25 protein-coding genes are annotated in these 24,328 nt (G+C 37.0%); 18 read left to right on the top strand and 7 right to left on the bottom strand.

The features are described from left to right. Positions 1 to 119 precede the first annotated feature (119 nt). Positions 120 to 305, bottom strand: a complete 186-nt coding sequence (locus AO843_RS14120) for a DUF5325 family protein (RefSeq protein ID WP_054611729.1) — start codon at positions 303 to 305, stop codon at positions 120 to 122. Positions 306 to 443: 138 nt separating this feature from the next. Between AO843_RS14120 and typA the strand changes: the two genes are divergently transcribed. Together typA and AO843_RS14110 are read left to right on the top strand one after the other, a co-directional pair. Then, entirely contained in the window at positions 444 to 2,288 is a 1,845-nt protein-coding gene (gene typA / locus AO843_RS14115) for a translational GTPase TypA (RefSeq protein WP_008173982.1), read from the top strand. Positions 2,289 to 2,321: 33 nt separating this feature from the next. Continuing rightward, positions 2,322 to 2,687, top strand: coding sequence for a YlaH-like family protein (locus AO843_RS14110; RefSeq protein ID WP_054611728.1), 366 nt, complete (start codon positions 2,322 to 2,324; stop codon positions 2,685 to 2,687). 534 nt (positions 2,688 to 3,221) lie between these two features. Here the strand turns inward: AO843_RS14110 and AO843_RS14105 are convergent. Beyond that, positions 3,222 to 3,593: a hypothetical protein gene (locus AO843_RS14105; protein ID WP_054611727.1), complete on the bottom strand. Its 372-nt coding sequence runs from the start codon at positions 3,591 to 3,593 to the stop codon at positions 3,222 to 3,224. Positions 3,594 to 3,942: 349 nt separating this feature from the next. On the opposite strand from AO843_RS14105, the gene AO843_RS14100 reads away from it, so the two are divergent. Genes AO843_RS14100 through AO843_RS14090 form a run of 3 tightly spaced genes read left to right on the top strand, consistent with a single transcriptional unit; the run spans position 3,943 to position 6,491 of the window. Continuing rightward, entirely contained in the window at positions 3,943 to 4,935 is a 993-nt protein-coding gene (locus tag AO843_RS14100; protein WP_054611726.1) for an ABC transporter substrate-binding protein, read from the top strand. Position 4,936: 1 nt separating this feature from the next. After that, positions 4,937 to 5,704 carry an ABC transporter ATP-binding protein gene (locus AO843_RS14095; protein ID WP_054611725.1) on the top strand — a complete coding sequence of 256 codons (768 nt, stop codon included), beginning with the start codon at positions 4,937 to 4,939 and terminating at the stop codon, positions 5,702 to 5,704. Beyond that, positions 5,697 to 6,491: an ABC transporter permease gene (locus tag AO843_RS14090; protein WP_082389478.1), complete on the top strand. Its 795-nt coding sequence runs from the start codon at positions 5,697 to 5,699 to the stop codon at positions 6,489 to 6,491. The genes AO843_RS14095 and AO843_RS14090 overlap by 8 nt, the downstream gene beginning before the upstream one ends. A gap of 53 nt (positions 6,492 to 6,544) precedes the next feature. Here AO843_RS14090 and AO843_RS14085 read toward each other — a convergent pair whose 3' ends face one another. Both AO843_RS14085 and AO843_RS14080 read right to left on the bottom strand, forming a co-directional pair. Further along, positions 6,545 to 6,748: a YlaI family protein gene (locus tag AO843_RS14085; protein ID WP_054611724.1), complete on the bottom strand. Its 204-nt coding sequence runs from the start codon at positions 6,746 to 6,748 to the stop codon at positions 6,545 to 6,547. A gap of 11 nt (positions 6,749 to 6,759) precedes the next feature. Continuing rightward, the gene (locus AO843_RS14080) at positions 6,760 to 7,260 is read right to left on the bottom strand and encodes a hypothetical protein (protein ID WP_054611723.1); all 501 of its coding nucleotides are present in this window, start codon (positions 7,258 to 7,260) and stop codon (positions 6,760 to 6,762) included. Positions 7,261 to 7,442: 182 nt separating this feature from the next. Between AO843_RS14080 and AO843_RS14075 the strand changes: the two genes are divergently transcribed. From AO843_RS14075 to AO843_RS14055, 5 genes are all read left to right on the top strand, one after another. Beyond that, positions 7,443 to 7,724 (top strand): Fpa/YlaN family protein, encoded by a 282-nt coding sequence (locus tag AO843_RS14075; RefSeq protein ID WP_004224778.1) that lies wholly within the window; start codon positions 7,443 to 7,445, stop codon positions 7,722 to 7,724. 61 nt (positions 7,725 to 7,785) lie between these two features. Continuing rightward, positions 7,786 to 8,964, top strand: a complete 1,179-nt coding sequence (locus AO843_RS14070; RefSeq protein ID WP_054611722.1) for an FtsW/RodA/SpoVE family cell cycle protein — start codon at positions 7,786 to 7,788, stop codon at positions 8,962 to 8,964. 12 nt (positions 8,965 to 8,976) lie between these two features. Then, entirely contained in the window at positions 8,977 to 12,411 is a 3,435-nt protein-coding gene (gene pyc / locus AO843_RS14065; protein ID WP_054611721.1) for a pyruvate carboxylase, read from the top strand. 130 nt (positions 12,412 to 12,541) lie between these two features. Then, positions 12,542 to 13,162 carry a TetR/AcrR family transcriptional regulator gene (locus AO843_RS14060; protein ID WP_054611720.1) on the top strand — a complete coding sequence of 207 codons (621 nt, stop codon included), beginning with the start codon at positions 12,542 to 12,544 and terminating at the stop codon, positions 13,160 to 13,162. Further along, positions 13,155 to 13,343 carry a hypothetical protein gene (locus AO843_RS14055; protein WP_054611719.1) on the top strand — a complete coding sequence of 63 codons (189 nt, stop codon included), beginning with the start codon at positions 13,155 to 13,157 and terminating at the stop codon, positions 13,341 to 13,343. Before AO843_RS14060 ends, AO843_RS14055 begins: the two co-directional genes overlap by 8 nt. Before the next feature lie 49 nt (positions 13,344 to 13,392). Here the strand turns inward: AO843_RS14055 and AO843_RS14050 are convergent, their stop codons facing one another. After that, the gene (locus AO843_RS14050; RefSeq protein ID WP_054611718.1) at positions 13,393 to 14,316 is read right to left on the bottom strand and encodes a COX15/CtaA family protein; all 924 of its coding nucleotides are present in this window, start codon (positions 14,314 to 14,316) and stop codon (positions 13,393 to 13,395) included. Positions 14,317 to 14,652: 336 nt separating this feature from the next. Here AO843_RS14050 and cyoE point away from each other — a divergent pair, with 336 nt between their 5' ends. The 7 genes from cyoE to AO843_RS14015 all read left to right on the top strand — a co-directional run bounded on the left by cyoE (position 14,653) and on the right by AO843_RS14015 (position 21,273). Continuing rightward, positions 14,653 to 15,570: a heme o synthase gene (gene cyoE, locus AO843_RS14045; protein ID WP_054611717.1), complete on the top strand. Its 918-nt coding sequence runs from the start codon at positions 14,653 to 14,655 to the stop codon at positions 15,568 to 15,570. Positions 15,571 to 15,670: 100 nt separating this feature from the next. Next, positions 15,671 to 16,759, top strand: a complete 1,089-nt coding sequence (gene coxB / locus AO843_RS14040; protein ID WP_054611716.1) for a cytochrome c oxidase subunit II — start codon at positions 15,671 to 15,673, stop codon at positions 16,757 to 16,759. 40 nt (positions 16,760 to 16,799) lie between these two features. Beyond that, a complete protein-coding gene (ctaD, locus tag AO843_RS14035; protein ID WP_054611715.1) occupies positions 16,800 to 18,686 on the top strand; it encodes a cytochrome c oxidase subunit I in 1,887 nt (628 codons plus the stop codon). Beyond that, positions 18,686 to 19,312, top strand: a complete 627-nt coding sequence (locus tag AO843_RS14030) for a cytochrome c oxidase subunit 3 (RefSeq protein WP_036125326.1) — start codon at positions 18,686 to 18,688, stop codon at positions 19,310 to 19,312. The genes ctaD and AO843_RS14030 overlap by 1 nt, the downstream gene beginning before the upstream one ends. Next, the gene (locus AO843_RS14025; RefSeq protein WP_054611714.1) at positions 19,312 to 19,656 is read left to right on the top strand and encodes a cytochrome C oxidase subunit IV family protein; all 345 of its coding nucleotides are present in this window, start codon (positions 19,312 to 19,314) and stop codon (positions 19,654 to 19,656) included. Before AO843_RS14030 ends, AO843_RS14025 begins: the two co-directional genes overlap by 1 nt. 191 nt (positions 19,657 to 19,847) lie before the next feature. Further along, a complete protein-coding gene (gene ctaG, locus AO843_RS14020; RefSeq protein ID WP_054611713.1) occupies positions 19,848 to 20,771 on the top strand; it encodes a cytochrome c oxidase assembly factor CtaG in 924 nt (307 codons plus the stop codon). A 40-nt stretch (positions 20,772 to 20,811) separates the two neighbouring features. Further along, positions 20,812 to 21,273 carry a DUF420 domain-containing protein gene (locus tag AO843_RS14015; RefSeq protein WP_054611712.1) on the top strand — a complete coding sequence of 154 codons (462 nt, stop codon included), beginning with the start codon at positions 20,812 to 20,814 and terminating at the stop codon, positions 21,271 to 21,273. Positions 21,274 to 21,287: 14 nt separating this feature from the next. Here AO843_RS14015 and ytvI read toward each other — a convergent pair whose 3' ends face one another. Together ytvI and AO843_RS14005 are read right to left on the bottom strand one after the other, a co-directional pair. Further along, the gene (gene ytvI / locus AO843_RS14010; RefSeq protein WP_231630152.1) at positions 21,288 to 22,346 is read right to left on the bottom strand and encodes a sporulation integral membrane protein YtvI; all 1,059 of its coding nucleotides are present in this window, start codon (positions 22,344 to 22,346) and stop codon (positions 21,288 to 21,290) included. 148 nt (positions 22,347 to 22,494) lie between these two features. Then, positions 22,495 to 22,896 (bottom strand): YugN family protein, encoded by a 402-nt coding sequence (locus tag AO843_RS14005; protein WP_054611711.1) that lies wholly within the window; start codon positions 22,894 to 22,896, stop codon positions 22,495 to 22,497. Positions 22,897 to 23,042: 146 nt separating this feature from the next. On the opposite strand from AO843_RS14005, the gene AO843_RS14000 reads away from it, so the two are divergent. After that, complete coding sequence (locus AO843_RS14000; protein WP_054611710.1) at positions 23,043 to 24,182, top strand: CAP domain-containing protein; 1,140 nt, start codon at positions 23,043 to 23,045, stop codon at positions 24,180 to 24,182. Positions 24,183 to 24,328: the final 146 nt, after the last annotated feature.

Raw genomic sequence — 24,328 nt, 5'->3', positions numbered from 1 at the left:
ATTCAAACGAAACTAAACAACCAGTCGCCCGTTAAATACCGACAATTGGCTGTTTAAAAGGTGTTTTCTTACTGTCTCAAAAACGACAGTCAGTGCCTTACTAGACAGCTCTTTTTTTATTAAAGTAAGCCTTGAGTACGTAGTTTACGCTTCATTTTAAAGGCTGTCATGAAAATGACACAAGTAGCCACAATACCTGCTATTGCACCAAATCCACTACTAGCTGCCACAGAATAGCCAATTGAACACATTGCTAAAACAGCTGCTAATGCATATATAGCCATTACGATTTTTGCACGATTCATAGCCTAGCCTCCTATATAAAAAATTTGTAAATCAAATATATTTTTTAGAATGATGGAAATTCTAATAAGGACATTTCTATCCTTCTTGTGCTATAATATCACAGTTAAACATTCGAAAAAAGAATATGGAGTGGAATAATGACAAACTTACGTCAAGATCTTCGCAATATCGCAATAATCGCCCACGTTGACCATGGTAAAACTACCTTAGTCGACCAATTACTAAAACAATCAGGTACATTCCGTTCAAACGAACGTGTTGAAGAACGTGCAATGGACTCTAATGATATTGAACGCGAACGTGGTATTACGATTTTAGCTAAAAATACAGCAGTAAACTATGAAGGAACTCGTATCAACATCCTTGATACGCCTGGACACGCTGACTTCGGTGGTGAGGTAGAACGTATTTTAAAAATGGTAGACGGCGTTTTACTAGTTGTCGATGCGTATGAAGGTTGTATGCCTCAAACACGTTTCGTATTGAAAAAAGCATTGGAACAACGCTTAACACCAATCGTTGTTGTTAATAAAGTAGACAAAGATTCAGCTCGTCCTCTAGAAGTAGTAGATGAAGTACTTGAATTATTTATCGAGCTAGGTGCAGATGACGATCAATTAGACTTCCCTGTTGTCTATGCTTCAGGTGTAAATGGTACAGCTTCTTTGGACGCTGATCCATCTAAACAAGAAGAAAATATGAAATGTCTATTCGAAAAAGTTATTGAGTCTATTCCGGCACCAGTTGATAACTCAGAAGACCCATTACAATTCCAAGTAGCTTTACTTGACTATAATGACTTCGTTGGACGTATCGGAATTGGTCGTGTATTCCGTGGAACAATTTCTGTAGGTCAACAAGTTGCACTGATGAAATTAGACGGTACTGTGAAAAACTTCCGTGTAACAAAAATCTTTGGTTTCTTCGGTTTAAAACGTGAAGAAGTAGAAACAGCAAAAGCTGGTGATTTAATCGCCGTTTCAGGTATGGAAGATATCAACGTAGGTGAAACAGTTTGTCCTGTTGAGCATCAAGAAGCTCTTACACCATTACGTATTGATGAGCCAACTTTACAAATGACGTTCTTAGTAAACAATTCTCCATTCGCTGGTCGTGAAGGGAAATGGGTTACTTCACGTAAAGTAGAAGAGCGTTTACGTGCTCAATTACAAACAGACGTATCTTTACGTGTTGAAGATACTGATTCTCCAGATGCTTGGACAGTTTCAGGTCGTGGTGAGCTTCACCTATCAATCCTTATCGAAAATATGCGTCGTGAAGGTTTCGAATTACAAGTATCTAAACCGCAAGTAATCGTGCGTGAAATCGACGGCGTAAAATGTGAACCATTCGAACGCGTTCAAATCGATGTACCTGAAGAAAATGTTGGTTCAATTATTGAATCGATTGGTACACGTAAAGGTGAAATGCTTGATATGGTAAACAATGGTAGCGGTCAAGTTCGTTTAACGTTCTTAGTACCAGCTCGTGGATTAATCGGTTATACGACGGAATTCATGTCGATGACAAAAGGTTTCGGTATTATCAATCATACGTTTGATTGCTACCAGCCATTACTACCAGGTAAAATTGGTGGACGTCACCAAGGTGTACTAGTTTCAATGGAAACTGGTAAATCAACAACTTATGGTATGATGCAAATTGAAGATCGTGGTACACTGTTCTTAGAGCCAGGTACAGATATTTACGAAGGTATGATCGTTGGGGAAAATACTCGTGACGCTGATATCACTGTAAACATCACAAAAATGAAACAAAAAACAAACATCCGTTCAGCAAATAAAGACCAAACGAATGTTATTAAAAAACCACGTATTTTATCTTTAGAAGAAGCGCTTGAATACCTAGGTGATGATGAGTACTTAGAAATCACACCAGAATCTATTCGTCTGCGTAAAAAAATTCTAGATAAAAATGAACGTGAGAAAGCAGCGAAAAAATTACGTAACGCAGAACAATAATTTTCCGCTGACATGAAAGGAAGAGGATGAACGATGTTGAATTGGATGTTACTCAACTCTATTCAAGCATCTGAAATGAGAGAAGGAACAGAGGCTGAGGTATTAGAAGATTTAGCAGGTATTAGCCGTTTCATTTATGAAAATGCACCGAATTATACAGTTGCGGGGTATATAGCTTTCTTCTCGGTATTTATTTTGTCTGCAATAGTTTATCAACTAGGCTTTGCACGAAAATTAAATTTGAAGCAAAATTTTGTTGTGTACGTTTGTTTATTTATCGGATGTATTTTTCTTACTTTCTTCGCTCTATCATTACCAATGATGGAGGGGTTAATTGTTGCAGCATTATTTTTAGGTATTTATAAAATTCGCTTAACTAGAGAAAGTAAAAATGCATAAAAATAATTTGAAATAAAACCTGTCAGGCGGTTTCAATTGCAAATACTCCTGTCAATTAGAAGGATTTAAAAAGACTAAGCAACCATTTGGTGTCGATTTTCAATCGGGGCCGGATGGTTGAGTCGTTTTTGAATATTGGTAGTTATAAAAGTAAAAATATTCTTCAAGTGTTTATATAATTTCCTTTGCAAGAATGGCTATCAATCATGCCAAGTTACTATACCGTTTTGTTGGTATTTAAAACTTATAAGTCAAATTAACAACCAAAACCAGGATTCTTATATAGTTTAATATTTTTTAAATAATTTAGTCCGCATATTAGTTTGGGAATGATTTGAAGAACCTTATAAAAACTCTATAAAAATACCCCGTAAAAGTTAGTTTACCATCTAACTATACGGGGTATTTTTATTTATTACAGTTTGTGGAAAATGAAAAATGCTTTTATTTAGCAATCATAAGACCACAAGACAGTAGTATTAATAAAATTAAAGTTGTAATAGATAATAAATATTTAATGTTGGTATGTGAACATTAATTTAAAGAAATATTACCAGTTGCACTACATTTATTTGTATCCCCAGAACAATACAATGCTAACTTATGTTTAGTATTACTGTTTGTTGTCACGAATTTACCAACAGCTCCACCAGGACGTACAATTAATGTGTCGGACTCTGGTTTATTATTGGCATCTAGTATTGTCCAATAGATATCTACTGAACCATGATTTTTAATTAACACATAAACTTTTGAGGATGCATTAATTAAATTTGAGTAGCCATAAGTATTTGAAGAACCCACAAAAACAGGCTCTGATGTAGAAGCTGAAGCATCATCGGCACTATAAGTATAAACAGATAAGATAAGTATTAATGGCAAAATAAATTTTAGAAATTTTTTCATTTCTTAATTCTCCTTTATTATACAATTTAGTTATTTATTATAAATTTGGTAAATATTATCTATTACATACTTAAATTAACATATAGTAATATAATATTCAATGTTGATTTGCAATTAAGTACTAAATTCTATATATCATGTGGAATATAAGCATAAAAATAAAATCGTATCATGAACGTTTAGTAAGCTTTATACGGAGGGAATATCCAGATTTTACTCGATAATTTTTTATTGAGCATATTTGTTATTTATTTCTACCTTAACATTAATATTTTTTGCACCTTATATGTCATAGGTGAATAAGTTAATGTCGATAGGCTTATTTTCATCACATCAAGGAGGAAAGGGAATGCGTTGGCTTACAAAAGGTTTTCTATTAGGTGTCATTGCTTTGTTACTCCTTTCTTTGACAGCGTGTAATAAAGCAGAGCTAGAAAAAGTCAAAGTTGGAGAAGTTACTCGTTCGATTTTTTATGCGCCTCAATATGTAGCGCTTGAAAAAGGATTCTTCGAGGAGGAGGGTCTTTCTGTGGAGCTACAAACGATTGCAGGTGGCGATAAAACCATGACGGCATTACTGTCAGATGGTATTGATATTGCTTTAGTTGGATCAGAAACATCAATCTACGTAACATTACAAGGTGCGAATGATCCAATTCAGAATTTTGCTCAGTTAACCCAAACTGACGGTACTTTTTTAGTAGCAAGAGAAAAAATGGATAGCTTTTCGTGGGATCAATTGAAGGGCTCTACATTTTTAGGGCAACGTAAAGGTGGTATGCCTCAAATGGCAGGAGAATTCGTGTTGAAGAAGAACGGTATTGACCCTGTTAATGATTTAACGCTTATTCAAAATATTGATTTTGCGAATATTGCTACCGCTTTTGCTTCAGGTACTGGTGATTATGTACAGCTATTTGAACCAACAGCTAGTGTATTTGAAAAAGAGGGGAAAGGCTATATTGTGGCATCATTCGGTACAGAGTCTGGTCATTTGCCTTATACGTCCTTTATGGCGAAAAGCAGTTATTTAAAGGGTGATGAGAAAACAGTTCAAGCCTTTACAAATGCATTACAACGGGCACAAGATTTTGTACAGAATGAAAGTGCCGCAGAAGTGGCAAAAATTATTCAGCCTTACTTTGAAAATGTAGATGTTGCCATTATTGAAACAGTAATCGAGCGTTATAAAGCGCAAGGTTCTTATGCAACAGACCCTATCCTGGATGAAGGAGAGTGGGATAACTTGCAAACAATTATGGAGGAAGCAGGTGAACTTCCTCAACGTGTGGAGTATGAAAAACTTGTGAACACAACCTTTGCGAAAAAGGCTGCTGAGTAATATGGAATTTTTACAGCTAGAGAATATTCACCATAGTTATTTTTCAAGCACACAGGCAAAGGAAGTATTACGCGATATTAGTTTAGCTATTCGTGAAGGAGAATTTGTGTCATTCATTGGGCCGAGTGGCTGTGGGAAAACGACATTACTCTCGATCATGGCAGGTCTGTTTCCATCAACTGAGGGTAAGGTCTATATAGATGGTGAGGAACTATCTCCACATAATCAATCAAGCATTGGCTATATGCTTCAGCAGGACTATTTATTTCCTTGGAAGACCATTGAGGAGAACGTCACGATTGGCTTGAAAATTATGGAACGGAGCAATCATAAGCATAAAGTAACCGCCAATGCTCTTTTGCAGGAAGTGGGATTACCACATGTAGGCACCAACTATCCACGTGAATTATCTGGAGGCATGAGACAACGTGTGGCACTAGCTCGTACATTAGCAGTGAATCCTAAAATTTTACTGTTGGATGAACCATTTTCGGCTCTTGATTATCAATCAAAATTAAAGCTGGAAGATTTAGTTGTGGAAACATTAAAGACCTATAGAAAGACTGCCATTCTTGTGACACACGATATTGGAGAGGCAATAGCGATGAGCGAGCGTGTCTTTCTCTTTTCTGCAAATCCAGGGACATTGCACAAAGTGTTTGAAATACCTGAAGCACTTCGTGAACTATCACCGTTTGATGTGAGACAGCATCCGACCTATGCAGATGTATTCCAAATCATTTGGAAGGAGCTGGAGAGCCTTGGATAACACATTATTTAAACAATATCAGCAAATGCTAAAAAAAGAAAAACGCTTTGTAAGGTTATATCAGCTTATTATTCTGCTACTTTTCTTTGGTGGATGGGAGCTGCTTTCTAGATTAGAATGGATTGACCGTTTAATTTTTAGTTCACCAACGCATGTTTGGCATACTTTTATCGAAAAAGTAAGTGATGGATCTTTAACATTACACGTTGGTGTGACATTAATGGAGACGGTAATTGGCTTTATTGCTGGGACTTTACTCGGCACGTTCATAGCTATTCTTTTGTGGTGGTCACCGTTACTATCGAAGATATTGGATCCTTATTTAGTTATTTTAAATGCGATGCCAAAAGTGGCGTTAGGACCTATTCTTATTGTTGCGCTAGGGCCAGGATACTTTTCCATTATTGCAATGGGAGCTTTAATTTCCATCATTATTACGACTATCGTGGTATATACGGCATTTAAAGGCGTTGATCCGAATTATAGTAAAGTTTTACAAACTTTTGGCGCAACAAGATGGCAAATTTTTCAAGAAGTCGTCTTACCAGCATCATTTCCTACAATTATTTCAACTTTGAAAGTGAATGTTGGGTTATCGTGGGTAGGGGTCATTGTTGGTGAATTTTTAGTTGCTTCGAAAGGTCTTGGATATTTAATCATCTATGGCTTCCAAGTCTTTAATTTTAACCTTGTGCTCATGTCACTGCTGATCATTGCATTTTTTGCAACGATTATGTACCAAGTGGTTGAGTTAATAGAAAAGTCGGTTATTAAAAATAATGGCTAGTATGAAAAAGAGGTACCTCATCATTGAGGCACCTCTTTTTTGTTTACCATACATTAAAATTCTTTATCCATTTGTGGTGAAGTTCGGTAAAAGCGAAAATTACCTGTTTCTAAACGTGCAACCGTATTTTCTTTAATACGATTATGGCAATTATCACACATGTAAGTGTGAATTGGACGATTACGTAATTTTTTTGCTAAAGGTAAATTATCGTCTATATTTTGAATTGTATCGCAAATTACGCACTTTACGCGCATTGCATTCCCTCCTATTCAGCGCGAATGGCTATTACGTTTTTAATAGGATTGTCAATATTGGAACCATCTCTCATTAATACATGGATGGGCCCATCCTCTAAGAGCGGTTTGCCGTCTTGGCTATATTTTAAAATAAGTGTGCGAGCTTCTTCAATAGAAAAAGGATATTCTTGACTATTTTCGCATTCAAAGACAATTTTTGTCGCTTCAGGTCTAATTTCAGCATTTTTCAAGAAATGACCTAATTCGATACCAAATGTACCTGTTTCCATTCCTTTACGATCAAATTTACGCTCTGATTTTAATGTAGGTGGGAATGTAGCTCCTTCCATAATCTCACGAGACCAGTGAGCACCAACCTCGCGCATATATTTGATGTCCGAATCTTCCTTAACATCTTGTGTCGTGAAGTATGTTTTCAAATCTAATTTACGGTCATCGAAAATCCAAACAGTGGGATCTAATGTTAGTTGATATGAAACTGCGCCCTTGATAGGAATTATTGTTTCCATGATAGAAATCCTCCTCAAATCTTGTATATCCATGACATAGTATAACGCTAATGCCTAAAAATAATAAAGAAATAAAATTTGAATTCGGTATTTTCCAATGAAGACACTTGCATTTTTAACGACTAGAAGATAAACTTTATTAAGATAGAATCGAAGAAATATCAGATAATGGGGGCGTCCTCATGGATACGAAATCACAAACTTCTTTTCAAGAAAAGGCTTTGGAGCTATTAGTTGCTGATGCAGACAAGATTGCTCGCCTTATTAGAGTACAAATGGATCATTTAACAATGCCACAATGCCCTTTATATGAGGAAGTATTAGATACACAAATGTTCGGCCTGTCTCGTGAAATTGATTTTGCTGTGAAGCTTGGACTGATTGAACGAGAAAAAGGCAAAGAAATTCTCGACTCGCTCGAGAAGGAGCTTTCTGTACTACACGATGCGTATACAGACAAATAAAAAGAAAAACTCAAACGCTTTTTTGCGCTTTGAGTTTTTTTACTAGAACGAGGTTTTTGGGATGAAACAATACTTAAAACGATATGCAAAAAATTTTGATTACCCCTTATTTTTTACGGTCCTATTATTGAGCTTATTTGGATTAATCATGGTTTATAGTTCAAGTATGATGGTAGCTATTCGTAAAGGAGAAGCGCCTGATTTCTTTTATCAAAAGCAAATCATCAATTTAATAGTGGCATTTTTAGGTTTTATTGTGGCAGCATTTTTCCCTTATAAGCATTATGCTAATAAAAATATTATGATGATTCTAACAATTATATTAGCTGTTCTATTTACATGGCTAAAGGTAGCAGGACATGGTGCAGAAGATGTAGGTTCTCAAAGTTGGATAAATGTTCCTGGTTTAGGTAATTTTCAGCCATCTGAGTATTCAAAACTGTTTATAATTTTATATTTTGCAGCTGCTTTTTATCGAAAAGCACAAAAATATACATTTGAAAAACTCCAACCGACAGAAATTTTTTATCCCATTTTTCTATGGATCTTGGTGGTTGCTGGCGTAGCATTTGAAACAGATTTAGGGGCAGTTATTATTCTATGTGGGATTGCCGTATCTGTCGTTGCTTCAAGTGGCATACCTTTTAAGACATTTTGGAAATTTTTTGGTGTATTAGCGGCATTCGGCGCTGCAATCCTTGGTATACTTTTGTTATTCAAGGGAGAACTACTAACAGAAAACCGAAAAGGGCGGATTTTGTCTTATTTAAATCCGTTTGAATATGAAAATGGTAGTGGCCACCAAGTAGCGAATAGTTATTATGCGATTGGTGGAGGTGGCTTAGAAGGAAGAGGCCTTGGTCAATCAATTCAAAAATTAGGTTACTTACCTGAACCCCAAACGGATTTTATCATGGCTATAATTATGGAAGAATTAGGAGTATGGGGAGTTTTAATCGTCCTAATTGGTTTAGGGTTTATCATATATAAAGGTTTTTCTATTGCATTGCGAACAAAAGATCCAATGGCACGCATGATTGCGGCTGGTATTGCGAGCTGGATAGGCTGGCAATCGTTTATAAATCTTGGGGGTGTAACTGGGTTAATCCCGTTAACCGGTGTAACGTTACCTTTTATAAGCTATGGCGGTACATCTATAATCATTCTATCTTTAGCGATGGGAATATTAATCAATGTTTCTATGTTTGAAAAGGTAGAGAGGAAAAAAACACAATCATAAAGGGGGATACCTATGGAATCAATCAACAAAATCCTTGTAGCCAATCGAGGAGAAATTGCAATTCGTATTTTCCGTGCTTGTACGGAGCTGAATATCCAAACTGTTGCTATCTATTCAAGAGAGGATAGTGGTGCTTTTCATCGCTTTAAGGCAGATGAAGCTTATTTAGTGGGAGCGGGCAAGAAACCAATTGATGCCTATTTAGATATTGAGGGTATTATTGCCATCGCAAAAGATGCAGATGTTGATGCGATTCATCCGGGGTATGGTTTTTTATCAGAAAACGTGGAATTTGCACGTCGCTGTGAAGAAGAAGGTATTATCTTTATCGGACCAACTTCTCAGCATTTAGATATGTTTGGGGATAAGGTCAAAGCACGTTCGCAAGCCATCACGGCTGAGATTCCTGTTATTCCTGGTACAGATGGCCCTGTAGCCAATCTAGCAGAGGTAGAGGCATTTGCTAGCACTTTTGGCTATCCAGTTATGATTAAGGCAGCTCTTGGTGGTGGTGGTCGTGGTATGCGTCTTGTGCATTCAGGTGGGGAACTTGCTTCTGCCTATGAACGCGCAAAATCAGAAGCAAAAGCTGCTTTTGGCTCTGATGAGGTGTATGTAGAAAAGGCCATTATAAAACCAAAGCATATTGAAGTACAAATTATTGGTGATCAGCAAGGCAACATTGTGCATTTATATGAACGTGATTGCTCAATCCAACGTCGTCACCAAAAAGTTGTTGAAATTGCTCCTTCAAATTCGATTTCAGAAGAGTTAAGAAATCGTATATGTGATGCTGCTGTGAAATTAATGAAGAATGTCTCGTACATAAATGCAGGGACAGTGGAATTTTTAGTCGCAGGGAACGATTTTTATTTCATCGAGGTGAACCCTCGCATTCAAGTAGAACATACGATTACAGAAATGATTACAGGTGTTGATATCGTCCATGCTCAAATTAAGGTAGCAGCAGGCTATGCATTGTTCAGTGAAGAAATTCATATGCCAAAGCAAGAAGATATGCCAATGATTGGCTATGCGATTCAGGCTCGTGTGACAACAGAGGACCCTGCTAACAACTTTATGCCGGATACAGGAAAATTAATGGTTTACCGTTCTAGTGGTGGTTTCGGGGTACGTTTAGATGCCGGCAATGGCTTCCAAGGTGCTGTTGTCACACCGTACTACGATTCTTTACTTGTAAAAATCTCTACATCTGGCATGAACTTTAAAGAAGCTGCTGCGAAAATGGATCGTAATTTAAAAGAATTCCGTATTCGTGGGGTCAAAACCAATATTCCGTTTTTAAATAATGTCGTGACACATGAGAAATTTTTATCTGGTGCCTTTGATACAAGCTTTATTGACACAACACCAGAGCTATTCCAATTCCCAGTACGTCAAGACCGCGGGACAAAGCTGTTAAGTTATATCGGTAATGTGACGTTAAACGGATTCCCTGGTGTGGAAAAGACATCAAAACCGATTTTTGTTCAACCGAACATTCCTAAAATCGATCCTTTAATTGTGCCACCTGCTGGTACGAAACAGATATTAGATACGCAAGGGGCAGATGGTTTAGTGCAATGGATTTTAGCACAAGAAGATGTGCTATTAACGGATACTACTTTCCGTGATGCTCACCAATCACTACTCGCTACTCGTGTACGCTCACATGATATGTATCAAATTGCAGATGCAACAGCTCGTACGATGCATCAGTTATTCTCATTGGAAATGTGGGGCGGGGCTACGTTTGATGTGGCGTATCGCTTCTTAAAGGAGGACCCATGGGAGCGTTTAGCAAAACTGCGTGAGCAAGTTCCTAATGTGTTGTTCCAAATGTTATTGCGTGGGGCCAATGCTGTTGGGTACACAAATTATCCTGACAATCTCATCCGTGAATTTATCGCAGAATCGGCTGCATCAGGTATCGATGTGTTCCGTATTTTTGATAGTTTGAACTGGATTAAAGGAATGGAAGTAGCCATTGATGCAGCACGTCAATCAGGAAAAATTGCTGAAGCGGCAATTTGTTATACAGGCGATATTTTGAATGATACTCGTGCGAAGTATTCTGTGCAATATTACAAGGACATGGCAAAGGAGCTTGAGGCATCAGGTGCCCATATTCTAGCTATAAAAGATATGGCTGGTTTATTGAAGCCAGAAGCAGCATATCGTTTAATTTCCGAGTTAAAAGAGACGACAAGTCTGCCAATTCACTTGCATACACACGACACAAGTGGTAATGGAATCTATTTATATGCAAAAGCCATTGAAGCAGGTGTTGATATCGTTGATACGGCACTAGGGTCTATGGCAGGCCTAACATCCCAGCCAAGTGCAAACTCGCTATACTATGCAATGAAAGGCAGTCAACGTGAGTTACGAGCAGACATCGATGCATTGGAAAAGTTATCGTATTATTGGGAAGATGTGCGTAAATACTATAAAGATTTCGAAAGTGGCATGATCAGCCCACATTCTGAAATTTATGTGCATGAGATGCCTGGCGGACAATATAGCAACTTACAACAACAGGCTAAAGCAGTGGGACTTGGTGATCGCTGGGAAGAAGTCAAGCGCATGTATTCCCGTGTGAACCTTCTATTTGGAGATATTGTTAAAGTGACACCTTCCTCCAAGGTAGTAGGCGACATGGCACTCTTTATGGTACAAAATGATTTAGATGAAAACACAGTTTTAACAAGGGGCAAAACAATCGACTTCCCAGACTCAGTAATTGAATTATTCCAAGGCTATCTTGGACAGCCACATGGTGGATTCCCTGAGGTATTGCAACAAGTGGTGCTAAAAGACCGTAAAGCTATTACGGTTCGACCTGGGGAGTTATTAGAACCTGTTCAGTTTGACCAATTGGAAGCTGTGCTAGAGGAAAAATTAAATCGTCCGGTGTCGAAAAAGGACATATTAGCTTATGCGCTGTATCCAAAAGTTTTTGAAGAGTATGCAAAAACGGCAGAGTCCTTCGGCAATATTTCAGTTCTCGATACGCCAACATTCCTTTACGGCTTAAAGCTTGGCGAAATCATTGAGGTCGAAATCGAAAAAGGAAAAACGCTGATTATTAAACTGGTCTCTATCGGCGAACCGCAACATAATGGAACACGTGTCCTGTACTTTGAGCTAAATGGTCAATCCCGTGAATTGGTGATTCAAGATATGACAGTGGAGGTAGATGGCAACCTATCACTAAAAGCAGATCCAAGTAATCCAAATCAAATTGGTGCCACAATGCCTGGTACTGTGTTGAAGGTCGTTGTGTCCAAAGGTAGCCCCGTCAAACGTGGTGATCATCTATTAATCACAGAGGCTATGAAAATGGAAACAACTGTCCAAGCACCAAAGGATGGTATCGTAAAAGAAGTTTATGCTAGTGCAGGGGATGCTATTTCAACAGGTGACTTATTGATTGAAATTGAATAAATGATAGTAAGAAAAGGTTATTAGATGCATTTTAGCATCTAATAACCTTATTTATTGTGGAAGTGATAGGAATTGTGTAAAATTTGATTACATAATCAGAAAAATGTTTAATTAATCAGATGGAGAGTTTATGGAAACTAATAAAAATACCTTTATTCAGGAAGCAAGAAAACATCAAATTATTGAAGCGACCATAAGGACTTTAGGTGATATTGGTTATGTGAAAGCGAGTTTATCTCAAATTGCAAAACGTGCTTCCATCAGCACAGCATTAATTTCGTATCATTTTGCTGATCGACAAGATTTAATAGAACAATGTCTGCAAGCATTGATTGATCAATCAGCAACATATATTTTGACGAAAACATATACTGTGGATGAACCTGCCTCGCAACTAGCTAATTTTATTGAAGCGAGTATTGCCTATCAAGCAACACATCCAAAAGAGAATGCAGCATTGCTAGAAATCGTTTTTAATGCTCGTACTGTTAATGACGTTCCTTTTTATAAGTTACCAGATGATGGAGAGGACCCATTATTAAAAGCCTTATGCAATATATTAAATAAGGGCAAAGAACAAGGGGAATTCAATGTCACATCTGTCAATGTCATGGCAAAAGTTATTCAAGGAGCTATTGGCGAGTACATGCTAATTGGGGGACCGTTTTCTATTGATGCGGAACAATATAGTGAAGAGGTCACTAAAATCATCTGGACAGCCATGAAAGTAGAGGAAACTAACAATGCTTAAAGCGTTATTTAATTGGATGTTTGTCATTGGCCTAATATTATTAGGCGGTCGTCTTGTGACGGGGGTTTGTCGATATTTTGACATTCCTTTTACAACATTCTTTAAAGACTATGCCCTAGTATCTATGATTATTTTAATAGTAGGAATTATAGGTACTGAGTCAATGAAGAAACGAAAATAAGAATAGAAAAAAGATTCGTCACAATAATGTAACGAATCTTTTTTATGGACTATTTCTTTTTTTCATTATAGTTACTACGAGCAACGAGCATAATCATGTAACATAATAGACCGAATAAGAGAGAAATTAATAATGAATGCAGTAATGCGACTGATAAGTTCAGTTTAGTTAGGACTACTAACATACCAGCAATCACTTGTAAAAATACTATAGTAAAAGCAATAACCCAACCATAGTAAACAACACGTTGATTTTTATATTCTTTCACAGCGTGCCAAGTTATGTATGCAATCCAAATGAAAATAATAAGAACAGCTAGACGATGTCCCATTTGCACCCATTCGTACATATTATTTGGAGGTGCTAAAGGTGTTTCGTTATAGCAAAATGGCCAATCTGGACAAATTAAGCTCGAATCTGTATGTCGAACTAATGCTCCTGTATAAACGACTAAATAAGAATAAATTGTGACAGCAATAGTATGCCAACGTAACTTTTTACCAATAAATACGTTATCGGCATCAAATTTCCGATCGACTTCAAATACAATCATAGAAAGAAGCAGAACCGCGGCAAAGGAAATAAGAGAAATACCAAAATGCAGTGCTAGGATGAAATCACCTTGGCCCCATAATACTTGAGCCGCTCCAATAAGAGCCTGCGCAATTAAGAAAAACATTGCTAAGAAACCTAATAGCTTTACTTCACGAATATGTCCGAGCATACGCCATGTCCAAACTGTTAACACAAGAATTGAAATAGATACGACTCCAGTAACAAGACGATGTGAGAATTCAATAAGGACTTCGGGTGTAATCTCTTTAGGAATAAGAGATCCATTACAATCAGGCCAGTTTCGACCACAGCCTAAGCCACTATCTGTTTTCGTAACGAGAGCTCCACCTAGTAATATAAGGAGCATCCCTACCGTAGCGGCAACAGCAAACCACTTCAAATATCTGTTGTGTTGCATAAAATGAGTCACCTACTTTATCTATCAACATTACAAGAAAGTAATGTTTCTGCTACTAGATAATATCGAATATACGTTTAAAAAACAACTTGTAAAGAGGAGGGAGTACTAGATGTCGATTGCATTTCACAAATTGTTCATAATTTCGTGCTTTAACCTTCACAATTCATTTTAGAAAATGTTTTACTATAGATATGTTGTTTTTAATTATATTTCTAGACAAAACTAATTTTTACAACTTCATCTAAATTTCACTTAATGTCTAGAAATCAATCGCAAATTTCGCTATAGTTATTGTTAGCGGAATATGCTTACAAAAATGAAAGGAGAGGTATTATGTCAAACGGACGTACACTGGCGGCTACTAGAAATACTGGCCCAGAAACAACATCAGTTGTAAAAGATTTCTTAGCACTAATAAAAATTGGTATCGTAAACTCGAATCTTGTCACAACGTTTACAGGGATGTGGCTGGCTTTTCAATTTACTAGTAGACATTTCTTGCAAGAGCTTGATGTCATATTATTCACCATGCTGGGTGCGGCATTAATCATTGGTGGCTCAGGTGCAATGAATAACTTTATTGATCAGGATATAGATCCAATCATGAAAAGAACGAAAGCAAGACCGACAGTGACTGGCAGATTCAAGCCGAATTTTGTATTGACCATCGCCCTCTCATTTTTAATTGTAGGTGAAATTTTGTTATTTGCGGCATCGTTTGCAGCCGGCATGTGGGGACTAGCAGGAATATTTGCTTATGTCGTTCTGTATTCAATGTGGTCAAAGAGGAAGCATGTTAGTAACACGGTTGTAGGAAGCATTTCAGGGGCTATTCCTCCTATTATTGGATTCGCAGCAGTAGAACCTGCTTTAGGTCCAGGAGCACTTGCCTTATTCCTAATTATGTTTGCATGGCAACCACCACATTTCTACGCGCTTGCTATGAAACGTACAGAGGAATATCGTGCAGCTAAAATACCAATGCTACCTGTTGTAAAGGGATTTAAACGTACAAAGTACTCAATGTTATTCTGGATTCTTTTATTATTACCGTTACCTTTCCTTTTACCAGAGCTTGGACTTGGCTTTTTAACTCTTGCGACTGCATTGAACGTGGGTTGGTTAATACTGGCTCTGAAAGGCTTTACAACAAAAGATGATATGAAATGGGCAAATAGAATGTTTATTTATTCGTTGAATCATATGACTATACTATTTGTATCCATCATAATATTTGCGGTGTTTAGCTAAATTTAGGGATTCTTTCTTTTTCTAAAGAATTCATATAGACAGAACTAATGTCCTATGTACGCATGAAAATACAACAAAGAAAGAGGGGTTTAATTAAGCTATGATGAAAGGGCTTAAAAAATGGCGTCTTTTTTCACTTCTAGCAGTGATGATGGTTTTCCTTTCAGGTTGCGGTGAAGATTATCTTTCTACACTAAAACCATCTGGAGAAGTAGGTAAACAACAATTGAATTTATTACTGTTAACTACTGTAATTATGACGCTAGTAGTAGTAATAGTATCGGTTATTTATTTACTTGCATTCTTAAAATTCCGTCGTTCACGCGTTGGTGAAAATGTTATCCCTAAGCAAGTAGAGGGTAGTCATACGTTAGAAGTGATTTGGACAGTTATACCGATTATTTTATTATTAATTATCGCTGTACCAGTTGTTACAACTACTTATAAATTTGCAGATGTTGCTGCAATGGATGAGGTAGATGAAGAAGGGAACAAAACTGCCCTAACAATCAATGTAACAGCCAAATTATATTGGTGGGAATTCGAATATCCTAACCAAGGTATCATAACGGCTCAAGAGCTAGTAGTACCAACAGGTGAAAAGGTTTACTTTAATTTAAAAGCTGCCGATGTTAAGCACTCATTCTGGATTCCTGCTGTAGGCGGTAAAATGGATACGAACGTAGAAAACTTAAACAAGTTCTACTTAGTATTTGATAAAGAATCAAAAGATCTAAAAGATGGCGTATTTTATGGAAAATGTGCTGAATTATGTGGACCTTCACATGCATTAATGGACTTTAAAGTAAAAGCATTAAGCCCAGACGCATTTGACGCATGGGTTGATGCAATGAAAGCGACTGAAGGACAAACTGCTGACAAAGCTTCTACAGATCTTGGTGAAGCAACTTTTGCTAACAGCTGCTTAGGCTGTCATGCTATCTCAGGTTCAGGAGCAGGCGGTACACCAGGTCCAAACTTAACTACGTTTGGTGACCGTAACCGTGTTGCTGGTTTCTTAGAACACAATGAAGAAAATCTAGAGGCTTGGATTAAAAACCCAGAGGAATTTAAACCAGGTAACTTAATGATGAATGCTGAAGGCACTGCGCCTATTTACGGCAATTTATCTGATGAAGAAATAAAAGCTCTTGCAACTTACATCATGGGCTTATCAGTTGAAAAATAATTTTCGTTCTATGTAACAAATTTTGAGGGAGGTAAAAGTTGTGAGCTCATACACACAGAAAAAGGGCTTTGGAGCAACTGTCTGGGATTACATTACTACTGTTGACCACAAAAAGTTAGCAGTCATGTATTTATTAGCCGGAACATTGTTCTTCGCTATCGCTGGTTTTGAAGCGTTATTAATGCGTATTCAGTTAATGAAGCCTAATAACGATTTCGTATCAGCAGGTTTTTTCAATGAATTATTAACAATGCACGGAACAACTATGTTATTCCTAGCTGCTACTCCATTACTATTCGCATTTATGAACATGCTTGTACCATTACAAATTGGTGCGCGTGACGTTGCGTTCCCGTTCCTTAACTCATTAGGGTTCTGGTTATTCTTCCTAGGTGCAGTATTCCTTCACCTGTCATTCTTTATGGGTGGCGCTCCTGATGCGGGCTGGACTTCATATGCATCATTATCTTTATATTCTCCAGGGCATGGTATTGACTTCTATGTACTTGGTTTACAAATTTCAGGGGCAGGTACTTTAATTTCAGGTCTTAACTTTATTGTTACGATTATTACAATGCGTGCTCCAGGTATGACATTCATGCGTATGCCATTATTCACATGGACAGCTCTTGTTTCAAGTGCATTAATTTTATTCGCATTCCCTCCATTAACAATTGGTTTATTAATGATGTTATTTGACCGTATGTTCGGTGGTAACTTCTTTGATCATACAATGGGTGGTAACACAGTCATTTGGGAGCACTTATTCTGGATCTTTGGACACCCAGAGGTTTATATTTTAGTATTACCGGCGTTCGGTTTATTCTCTGAGATTATTCCTACGTTCTCTCGTAAACGCTTATTCGGATACTCTTCAATGGTATTCGCAACAATTTTAATTGGTTTCTTAGGGTTCATGGTTTGGGCCCATCACATGTTTACAGTTGGTCTAGGACCAACAGCAAACGCAATCTTCGCTGTTGCAACAATGGCAATTGCGGTTCCAACAGGTATGAAAGTATTCAACTGGATTCTAACTATTTGGGGCGGATCTATTAAAGTTACAACACCAATGCTATATGCACTTGGTTTCATCCCGTCATTCGTTGCGGGTGGTGTTACAGGGGTCATGCAAGCATCTGCACCTCTAGACTATCAATTACATGATTCTTACTTTATCGTAGCTCACTTCCACTACGTAATCGTTGGTGGTATCGTTACAGCATTATTTGGTTCGGCGCACTTCTACTGGCCAATTTTCTTCAACCGTATGTTAAACGAAACATTAGGGAAATGGACTTTCTGGGTATTCTTTATCGGATTCCATTTAACATTCTTCGTACAACATTTCCTAGGATTAATGGGTATGCCACGTCGCGTATTCACTTACATGGAAGGTCAAGGTTGGGATCAGTTCAACTATATTTCTACAATCGGTGCATTAATGATGGGTGTTGGGGTTATCATGATGGTAATCAACTGCTTAATGTCTATCAAAGGTAAACCAGCAGGTCGCGATCCATGGGGCGATGGCCGTACATTAGAATGGGCTATTCCACAGCCAATTCCATTCTATAACTTCCGTCAAACTCCACTTGTTCGTGGATTAGATCCATATTGGATTGAAAAACAAGAAGGTAACAAAGAAGGTATGACATATGCTGAGCCAATCGGTGATATTCATATGCCAAATAACTCAGCGATTCCATTCGTTATTTCATTAGGTATGTTTATTGCAGCATTCGGTGCACTTTATAATCCAGATGCAGATAAACCTTGGTCAATCTATATCTTAATCGGTGGTCTTGCTATTACATTTGGTGCAATGATTGTCCGTTCTATTAAAGATGATCACGGCTTCCATTTACACAAAGAAGAAATTCTTGAAATTGAAGAGCAACTTTATGGCAAAGGGGGAAATAAATAATGGATTTCAATACTAAATTTACTCCTCATACTTGGCCAGATCATCCTGAACAAGCTACGATGGAAGGTAAAAACAAAGTCGTTGGTTTCTGGATTTTCCTTGCCTGTGAAGTTGTACTTTTCGCAAGTTTATTCGCTACTTACTTAGCGCTTAAGAACAAAGGGCCAGCTGGCATGGAGTTCACAACTCAAGGTTTATTTGAATTACCATTAGCATTTGCTATGACGATGTTATTATTAACATCATCACTAACATCTGTTTATGCAATTTACCACATGCGTAACTTTAACTTTAAAGGTATGCAAACTTGGTTAGCGATTACTTTAGCATTAGGTCTTGGATTCTTAGCACTTGAAATCTACGAATTCCAACACTATGTGCATCTTGGTTTTACATTTAACCAATCTGCATTCGCAACTGCATTCTATTCTTTAGTTGGTACACATGGTTTCCACGTAACTTTAGGTCTTGTATGGATTGCAACTTTAATGATCCGTAATGCTAAACGTGGTTTAAACCTATACAATGCACCTAAATTCTTCGTAGCTGCTTTATATTGGCACTTTATTGACGTAGTTTGGGTATTCATCTTTACAGTAGTTTACTTGATGGGAGTGATCGGATAATGTCTTCACACGATACACCTATAGTTGCTAAGTCACAGGCACAATATGAGTATGATCGACATCATAATGCCGTTCATATGCGTAAACAAGTAATCAACTTCGCGCTTATGATATTCTTTACGTTTATCGCATTCGCAGTAGTTGCAGCTGATTTTTCTAAATACTTAATTATGCCATTCGTTTTATTGTTAGCTGGTGTTCAAGTTGTACTTCAGCTTTATTCTTTCATGCACTTAGAAGACAAAAAAACTCACTTCGGTGGCGTTATTGGTTTCTTCATGTGGGTGGGAATGTTAATCGCATTTACATTCTTCTTAGCCTTTTTAACAATCATTTGGTGGTAAACACCAAAAAAGCACGTTCGTCACTTTATACGAACGTGCTTTTTGTATTTTTAAGCTGGAATATAAATAGTGAAGGTTGCAAAAAGAAGCCAACACTGGCAAACTTAACATTTGTTCACCGTTCGTTCATTGCAGTATAGCTGTAAGCGTTTTATAATAGGGGTATTGAAGTTTAAAGGAGTGCGTTCTATATGCCACTTAGTATATTTGGTTTCCAAGCATTATGGAGCCCATATTTAATAGGAGTTCTTGTTTTTATAACAATCATCTATTTTTTAGTCACAGTAAAGTGGCGTAAAGATTTTAAAGTAAGTGAACCTTTAAAAAAGGGAGAAGCCATTTATTTCATGTTAGCCATGATTACAATTTATATCATCAAAGGATCTCCAGTGGATTTAATGGCTCACATTATGTTTACCATGCATATGGTGCAAATGGCTATCTTATTATTACTTGTACCTATTTTTTTAATTAAAGGAATCCCTTGGTGGGTTTGGAAGGTCGCTATTGAAGCACCGGTTGTTAGAACCCTGTTTAAAGTACTGACATTACCAGTTGTTGCTGTCTTTGTGTTTATTGGTTTATTTTCCTTCTATCATTTACCTGCAGTATTAGATTATATTAAATTAAATGAAACACTACATGGTACCTATACATTTGTATTATTTCTATCCGCTGTTTTTATGTACTGGCCTTTAATTCAAAATATACCAGATAGAAATCAAATGAAGCCCTTGCATAAATTAGGCTATATTATTGCCAATGCCGTTTTAATTACACCTGCTTGTGGATTAATCATTTTTGCACCTAATGCCATGTACGAAACCTATACAAATGGAGATGCATGGTTAAAGGCAATGGAGCTTTGTGTTCCAGCCTCTACGTTGTCAGGGTTATCATTATCAGGGCCCGAGTTGTTTACAGACATGAAACCTGTTGCAGACCAGCAGCTAGGTGGCGTACTTATGAAAATCATACAAGAACTTATTTTTGGTATATTACTTGGTGCAATCTTTACAAAATGGTATCGTTCTGAACAAAAAGATCCAGATAAAATTACTGCTGATGCATTAGCTGCCCATCAAAAACAATGGGAGAGTCAACAGCAGCATTAATTGTAAAATAGAAATTTACTTTGTATAAGGGGTTTTGACAATGGAATTGGAAATTTTGCCTACTATTAGTACATCGTTTATCGTGATTAGTGCTGTACTAGTAGCGATAGGATGGGGCTTAATTATAAAAAGAAATGTAGAAGGACATAAAAAAGTAATGCTTGCTGCAGGTGTTGCTGCACTGATCTTCTTTATCATTTATGCTTCACGTACTGTGTTTATTGGAAATACTGCATTTGGTGGAGGAGAACATCTAAAACCATATTATACGTTCTTCTTGATTTTCCATATCATCTTGGCAACATCTGGGGCCGTGTTTGGGATTGTTAGTATTATTTCGGGTCTTAAAACAAATCTTAAACTACACCGACGCATCGGACCGATTACAAGTATTATTTGGTTCTTCGTCGCTATTACTGGCGTACTTGTTTATTTATTATTGTATATTCTATTTGAACCAGGCGAAACAACATCTGTTATTAAAGCCATTTTAGGATTTTAAAAAAATCTCCCACCTTATTTTTGGACAGGTGGGAGGTTTTTTGTCGTTGGCTGAATTAATGAGAGCACCACTACAAAAAGTAATGGTCCAATTAAAATACCTAGAAAACCAAAAATTTTAAAACCGATAAACATCGCAATAAAGGTAGAAAGTGAAGAAAGTCCAATTTTATCGCCTATTATTTTCGGCTCAATCATCCGACGAACTAAAAATTGTCCCACTGTTAATAAAATTAACACAACAGCATAAAGGTAATCGCCAGCAAATACTTGATAAATAGCCCAAGGGACTAATAAAATAAATGAGTCAAGAAATGGGATGAAGTCTAAAACGACAAGCAGCAGTGCTAACAATAGAGGAAAGGGTGTTTTGAGAAAATAAAAAGCTGCGATCGCTAATGCAAAAATACTTACACCTACCAGTAATTGTGCTTTCAAAAATCCGAATAGGGCTAGTTTAACTCGGTGCCCAATAAATACGATTTTTTGATGGTAATGAAATGGAACGGGCATTAATAATTTTTGATTGATGGTTGGTAATTCCAAAAGCAACATATATAAGACAATCCAATAAACAAAAATATCAAATAAACGTGTTGGGATATACGTTAGTAAAGTCGACCAGACGTTGACATTTGTTAAAGAGAATGCAAAATTTTCGATTGAAGCTAAAGCTCTTGCAATCATGAATTGAATTTGTGAAACTAGTTCTACAGGCAAATGATAGGTGTGGTTACTTAGTTTAGATTGCATTTGAATCCATATGGCCGAGAGTTGATTCAGATAGTCTGGAATATGAATAATAAAAGATGAAAATTGTTTCCAGCTTACATAGATGATAAGCGTACATAATAATAAAGATATACTTAGAAAAAATAAAAAAAAGATGGAGACCACTATCTTACGCTTTTTTCGAAAACGTTTGCTCATTCGAACAATAATAGGTTCTAAAAGTAATGCAGTTAAGTAGGCAAGTAAGATCGGCAATGATATTGAAATGAACCAGAGGATAAAAATCCCAACTGCGATGACGATAATGGGATGACGAAAAAAAGGACGATTAAAAAATGACAACAATTTTCTCACCTACATCTTGTTATAGATATAGGTAGTATGAGAAGAAATCAAAATTTTACTCAAAATAAAAAAGACTGGGCTGCCAGTCTTTTCGTAACAATGAAGCTATTTAATGCTATATCACTTTTCAAACAGTAAAGATTGATTAGCGTGCGTTAACAGGTTCAAAGTTATTTTTATGTGTAGGTTCGATTGAGAATTGATCTAATTCTAATTTAACCTTTTTTAAGATTTCTTCACATTTTTTTACAAGGTGTGCTGGGTAAACTTCATCATCCCCATATTCTACACCATGTGGATAATAATATTTACCAAGTGCTGGTTTCATTAATGTAAGGATGGCATCATGTGCGCCAACATCACCAGAAATGGCATATGCGAATACGCGTAGGTAATAGCGACCTTCACGAGTATCGAAACGTTTATCGAATGTCATACGTTCGTAATCCCAGCCGCCATCACATTCTAAACCATGTTTTTTCATAATGCTGACAATTAGCTCTTGATCAGCTGTTAAATTTTCAAGGTTAGTATTTTCAAAATACATGTATAATCCTCCTTTAGGTTCTCGTACAAAGTATACGCTCATTTTTATAATAGAGCATATTCGACATTGTTGCAATGACAACATTGTGTCAACCCAATTACAATTGATATAATAACTTACAATAATGGTGATGAAAGGAGTCCTGTATGAAAGCTTTATTCCGCATATTAATGGTTTGTGGTGCAATGGCATTAATCGGCTTTATGTTTTTTAATACCCCTAAGGAAAATGAACCACTAGAAGGCCCGAGTACCAATTCAAATATAATCCCTCAAACAGAACTAAAACAGCCTGCTGTAGGAGCAATGACACGTCCACAAACGGGCATTTCAACATTAATAGGGAAAGGTACACAAATTATTTTGGAAAAATATGGGGAACCAGTAAGAAAAGAACCTTCTTCATTTGGTTATGAATGGTGGGTTTATAATAAAGATGTTTCTACCTTTTTTATGATTGGCGTTGAAAATAACGTCGTGACGCAAGTTTACATAGCAGGACAAGATATCGATGCATTTCCTTTTAAAGTTGGGCAAAAACGAGATGAAATCTACCGCATGACAATCATTGATTATGAGGTAGCGGCCAATGTTGGTGATAATATTTACATATTCTCAATGAATGAAGAAGATATGCAAACAAGGTTGCTGGTCAAATTTGATGGGCTATATGCTCAGCTCTATATTGATCGAGAAACAAGCGAGTTACAGGGAATACGATATACCAACAGTGAAACACTTGTCCTTCATCAACCATATGAAATGAGCTATCAAGGTGAGCTAGTTAGACGTAGACCCCCTTCTTCATTTTTGCAGCAAGAAATTGATGTAGCGAATGCTAAACAGCTCGATGATTTACTTAATGTAACGAGAGAACATCATGGGTTGCCGCCTGTAGAGATGAATGAATCATTGGAAAATACAGCAAAAATGCATAGTGAAGACATGAAAGTACAAAATTTTTTATCACATGAATCTCCGAAAAATGGAGATCTAAAAAAGAGGCTACAAGCGCAGAACATAGACTATAGCGATGCAAATGAAAATCTAGCAACTGCCTATTTTGATGCTATTGAGGCTATGCAAGGCTGGACAAATTCTCCAGAACATCGGAAGGTTCTTTTAAATGAAAAATATTCACAAGTTGGTTCAGGCGTTTTCGTAGATTATTATACGCAAATTTATGTAGAACCTACTTCACAAAAAGTGGATAGTGAGGAGCAAAATAACGAAGATCAGGACAGTGAAGAGCCCGTTAAGGAAGAGAAGACCGATCAATCACCATAACGTATTAAATTTTCATGGAGGCAAGCCTTAGTAATTAGGTTTGTCTTCATTTTTTTGTGCTTGCCATGCCCCCATTGGCTTCTACATTTTTCGTCACACCGTTACAAAGGCCGTCATATGATAGAGAACTGAAAGGGGGAAGAGGT

Source organism: Lysinibacillus sp. ZYM-1 (assembly GCF_001308875.1).
GTDB lineage: Bacteria > Bacillota > Bacilli > Bacillales_A > Planococcaceae > Lysinibacillus.
Note: the sequence above shows the minus strand (reverse complement) of the source record. Positions and strands in the feature narration are given on the sequence as shown.

Coding starts and splice junctions, on each gene's coding strand:
- ctaG (WP_054611713.1), top strand. CDS start 19,848: ATGCCACTTAGTATATTTGGTTTCCAAGCATTATGGAGCCCATATTTA.
- AO843_RS14100 (WP_054611726.1), top strand. CDS start 3,943: ATGCGTTGGCTTACAAAAGGTTTTCTATTAGGTGTCATTGCTTTGTTA.
- AO843_RS14085 (WP_054611724.1), bottom strand. CDS start 6,748: ATGCGCGTAAAGTGCGTAATTTGCGATACAATTCAAAATATAGACGAT.
- AO843_RS14110 (WP_054611728.1), top strand. CDS start 2,322: ATGTTGAATTGGATGTTACTCAACTCTATTCAAGCATCTGAAATGAGA.
- pyc (WP_054611721.1), top strand. CDS start 8,977: ATGGAATCAATCAACAAAATCCTTGTAGCCAATCGAGGAGAAATTGCA.
- AO843_RS14070 (WP_054611722.1), top strand. CDS start 7,786: ATGAAACAATACTTAAAACGATATGCAAAAAATTTTGATTACCCCTTA.
- AO843_RS14005 (WP_054611711.1), bottom strand. CDS start 22,896: ATGTATTTTGAAAATACTAACCTTGAAAATTTAACAGCTGATCAAGAG.
- cyoE (WP_054611717.1), top strand. CDS start 14,653: ATGTCAAACGGACGTACACTGGCGGCTACTAGAAATACTGGCCCAGAA.
- typA (WP_008173982.1), top strand. CDS start 444: ATGACAAACTTACGTCAAGATCTTCGCAATATCGCAATAATCGCCCAC.
- AO843_RS14105 (WP_054611727.1), bottom strand. CDS start 3,593: ATGAAAAAATTTCTAAAATTTATTTTGCCATTAATACTTATCTTATCT.
- coxB (WP_054611716.1), top strand. CDS start 15,671: ATGATGAAAGGGCTTAAAAAATGGCGTCTTTTTTCACTTCTAGCAGTG.
- AO843_RS14060 (WP_054611720.1), top strand. CDS start 12,542: ATGGAAACTAATAAAAATACCTTTATTCAGGAAGCAAGAAAACATCAA.
- AO843_RS14050 (WP_054611718.1), bottom strand. CDS start 14,316: ATGCAACACAACAGATATTTGAAGTGGTTTGCTGTTGCCGCTACGGTA.
- AO843_RS14015 (WP_054611712.1), top strand. CDS start 20,812: ATGGAATTGGAAATTTTGCCTACTATTAGTACATCGTTTATCGTGATT.
- AO843_RS14000 (WP_054611710.1), top strand. CDS start 23,043: ATGAAAGCTTTATTCCGCATATTAATGGTTTGTGGTGCAATGGCATTA.
- AO843_RS14025 (WP_054611714.1), top strand. CDS start 19,312: ATGTCTTCACACGATACACCTATAGTTGCTAAGTCACAGGCACAATAT.
- AO843_RS14120 (WP_054611729.1), bottom strand. CDS start 305: ATGAATCGTGCAAAAATCGTAATGGCTATATATGCATTAGCAGCTGTT.
- AO843_RS14080 (WP_054611723.1), bottom strand. CDS start 7,260: ATGGAAACAATAATTCCTATCAAGGGCGCAGTTTCATATCAACTAACA.
- AO843_RS14075 (WP_004224778.1), top strand. CDS start 7,443: ATGGATACGAAATCACAAACTTCTTTTCAAGAAAAGGCTTTGGAGCTA.
- AO843_RS14095 (WP_054611725.1), top strand. CDS start 4,937: ATGGAATTTTTACAGCTAGAGAATATTCACCATAGTTATTTTTCAAGC.
- AO843_RS14055 (WP_054611719.1), top strand. CDS start 13,155: ATGCTTAAAGCGTTATTTAATTGGATGTTTGTCATTGGCCTAATATTA.
- AO843_RS14030 (WP_036125326.1), top strand. CDS start 18,686: ATGGATTTCAATACTAAATTTACTCCTCATACTTGGCCAGATCATCCT.